Origin of the sequence: Streptococcus mitis (genome assembly GCF_001579045.1) — a bacterium.
Taxonomy (GTDB): domain Bacteria; phylum Bacillota; class Bacilli; order Lactobacillales; family Streptococcaceae; genus Streptococcus; species Streptococcus mitis_D.
Genome location: NZ_KQ970265.1, coordinates 172170 through 175499 on the forward strand (window position 1 = coordinate 172170; position 3330 = coordinate 175499).

At 39.7% G+C, this 3330-nt stretch carries 1 tRNA gene and 3 pseudogenes; 3 read left to right on the forward strand and 1 reads right to left on the reverse strand.

The features are described from left to right. Window positions 1-49 precede the first annotated feature (49 nt). Together SMIDD28_RS12365 and SMIDD28_RS10230 are read left to right on the forward strand one after the other, a co-directional pair. Window positions 50-1465 (forward strand): annotated as a pseudogene (locus SMIDD28_RS12365) (IS66 family transposase); the annotation flags it as partial. Between the two features lie 81 nt (window positions 1466-1546). Continuing rightward, window positions 1547-1879, forward strand: a pseudogene (locus SMIDD28_RS10230) (sigma-70 family RNA polymerase sigma factor); the annotation flags it as partial. 280 nt (window positions 1880-2159) lie between these two features. Here the strand turns inward: SMIDD28_RS10230 and SMIDD28_RS10235 are convergent. Beyond that, window positions 2160-2996 (reverse strand): annotated as a pseudogene (locus SMIDD28_RS10235) (IS30 family transposase); the annotation flags it as partial. A 228-nt stretch (window positions 2997-3224) separates the two neighbouring features. On the opposite strand from SMIDD28_RS10235, the gene SMIDD28_RS10240 reads away from it, so the two are divergent. Continuing rightward, window positions 3225-3296: transfer RNA gene (locus SMIDD28_RS10240), tRNA-Glu, on the forward strand. Window positions 3297-3330: the final 34 nt, after the last annotated feature.

Below are 3330 nucleotides of genomic sequence, written 5' to 3' on the forward strand. Positions count from 1 at the left end.
TCTGGACAACTCAGTCTTTTTGAGGAGGAACAAAATCTGGAAGAAGACTCTGACTTACCCAGTTGAAAGAGAAGAAATCACCTACAAACGTAAGAAAGTTAAAGGGAAACGTCAATCTCTTCTTGTCCAATTTAATTCAGAAGAAGTTCATCATCGCTTAGAGGCCTGCATTTGCCCTGACTGTCAGGGAGAGCTAAAAGAAATTGGAGCGAGCCTTCAAGGACAAGAATTGGTCTTTATTCCTGCGCAATTAAAAAGAGTTGATCATATTCAACACGCTTACAAGTGCCAAGCATGCAGTAAGAATAATCCAAGTGATAAAATTGTAAAAGCTCCTGTCCCTAAAGCCCCTTTGGTGCATAGCCTTGGCTCAGCCTCTATTATCGCTCACACCATCCATCAGAAGTTTAATCTGAAGGTACCCAATTATCGCCAAGAAGAAGATTGGGCTAAGATGGGTTTACCAATCACACGTAAGGAAATTTCTAATTGGCATATTAAGGCGAGTCAATACTATTTAGAGTCCCTTTATAACCTTTTACGAGAAAAGTTGTTAGAACAACCTCTTCTTCATGCGGATGAAACCTCTTATCGGGTCTTAGAAAGTGATAGTCAGCTGACTTACTATTGGACTTTTTTGTCTGGGAAAGCTGAGAAGCAAGGGATTACGCTTTACCATCATGATCAGCGTCGAAGTGGTTCGGTAGTACAAGAATTCCTAGGAGATTATTCTGGATATGTGCATTGTGATATGTTGCGGCAGTAACTTAGGACTTTAGTCCTCTAGTTCTGCCTATGCGATAGCAGTCCAAGGTTTAGGAGCAAGGCGACGCTAAGCTTGGTAAACTGCGAACCGCTAGAAGCTTATCGTCAACTGGAAGAGGCTGAACTTGTTGGATGTTGGGCACATGTGAGAAGGAAGTTTTTTGAAGCGACCCCCAAGCAAGGAGATAACTCATCGTTAGGAGCTAAAGGTTTAGCTTATTGTGACCAGTTATTTGCCTTGGAAAGAGACTGGGAGACATTGCCAGCTGATGAACGACTACAGAAACGTCAAGAAAAGCTCCAGCCCTTAATGGAAGACTTCTTTGCTTGGTGCCGGCGCCAGTCAGTCTTAGCGGGTTCAAAACTAGGGAGGGCGATTGAATATAGCCTCAAATATGAAGAAACCTTTAAGACAATTTTGAAGGACGGACATCTCGTCCTTTCCAATAATCTAGCTGAACGCGCCATTAAATCCTTGGTTATGGGACGTAAAAATTGGTTGTTTTCTCAAAGTTTTGAAGGAGCTAAAGCAACAGCTATTATTATGAGCTTGTTGGAAACAGCTAAACGTCATCAATTAAATAGTGAGAAATATCTATCCTATCTTCTAGAATGTCTTCCAAACGAGGAAACTCTCGTTAACAAAGAGGTTTTAGAGGCTTATTTACCATGGACTAAAGTTGTACAAGAAAAGTGCAAATAAGAAATCTCCAGATTAGGAACTATCAGTGAGTTCTCTAGTCTGGAGATTTTTCAATATACTTCGTTATTGGACGGTTACGAAGATATTCCTCGTTTAAGGAAATATTTTAAGACTAAGTTCCGGAATCGGATTTTAGATTATATCCGTAAACAAGAAAGTCAAAAACGAAGATATGATAAAGAACCATATGAAGAAGTAGGTGAGATAAGTCATCGAGTAAGCGAGGGAGGTCTCTGGCTAGATGATTATTATCTCTTTCATGAAACATTAAAAGATTATAGAAGTAAACAAAATAAAGAAAAACAAGAAGAGTTAGAACGCGTCTTAAGAAATGAACGATTCCGAGGTCGTCAAAGAGTCCTGAGAGACTTACGTATTGTGTTTAAAGAGTTTGATATCCGTACTCATTAGGAAGTCATACAAAAAAATCTAAATTCCCAAACTAAGTTCCACTGCTAATCCAAGTGGAAGTTAGTCTGATAAAAATCGGAAAAACCAGTAGAATTCCGTGTTAGGGTAAGTTCCACTGGTTTTAATACTGCTTGATTTCATCGCTTTTGTAGTCGAAAGGAATAGAAAAAAAGAGCGCATAAAATGAACTGCACCCCAAAAGTTAGACAGAAAAAATCTAACTTTTGGGCAATGTCATTAAGTTAGTGTGAGACGTTTGAATGCGGTTAAAGATTAGTTTTTAGAACTTATGTTGGAGTAATTTAGACGACTGACAGACGTCTTCTGCAGGTATTTTAGAAATGCCGAGAAGCTTAGGAATTTCTTCTCCGTAAGTAAAGGCAAAGAGTTCATAGGCTGATTTTCCATTCAAAGCAGCACGTTTGACGCTGTTGACATGCGAACAAACGAGATTGATGTCCTCTTGAGTTAAGTTGTCAAAAGAAGTTCCCTTAGGTAGAATGTCACGAATCAGCGTGTGATTTTTCTCAATTCTGCCTTTCTGGTCAGAGCGATTAGGGTCACAAAAGAAGAGTTTACTCTCTCCTCGAACATCCATTTCGATATCATCAACCCTGGCAAACTCTCCATCATTATCTGTCAGGATGACAGGGAAGAGTTGGAAGAAATCTTTGTCAGCTTGGTGAAGAGTGTTCTTGATGTCATAGAGGTTTTTGGTAACCTCAAGGGCAGTTTTATTACCCAGAAGTCTAGCAAAGATAAAGTTACAGAAAGATAGATTGAAGGTGAGTAGTACTTTACCTCCCATTCTACCCATAACGGTGTCCATTTCCAGCCAGTAGTTCAGTTGGTTAAGGGATAAATGGTTTTGGAAATCCTCATAGGAACGGCCTTTTTTAGCTTCTTTAGGGATGGAAGGTAGCTTACTTTTCCGTCTTTCTTTGAATTTAACGGCTCTGGCTAGGTCAATCGGAGCGATAGATAGGTATCCTTTTCGGATGTGTCGATAGACGGTTGAGGAGCTGACATCAAGATTGTGAGTTTTGAGAATATGATAGATGTGTTGTCCCTTTTTAACACCATCAGAAATGACTTTGTCCATGTCCCAGAAGGTCTGAAAGGGTAAGGTGTTTATGTTTTGTCATAGTGGACCTCATTTCTAACTCAAACGTCTCACACTTAATTCCACCATAAAAATCCGTTTTAGACTAATTTCCACTTTGGTTGGGCAAGTGGAAGTTACTTTGAGAAGTTACCTCATGCAAAAAAGGTAAAAAAGTTTAAAAAAGGTGTTGACAAAGTTTAAAAAGCCTGTATAATAGTAAGAGTTGAAAATAACAACTCTGGTCCGTTGGTCAAGGGGTTAAGACACCGCCTTTTCACGGCGGTAACACGGGTTCGAATCCCGTACGGACTATGGTGTATTGCGGTTAGCACACTTGATGGAAAAA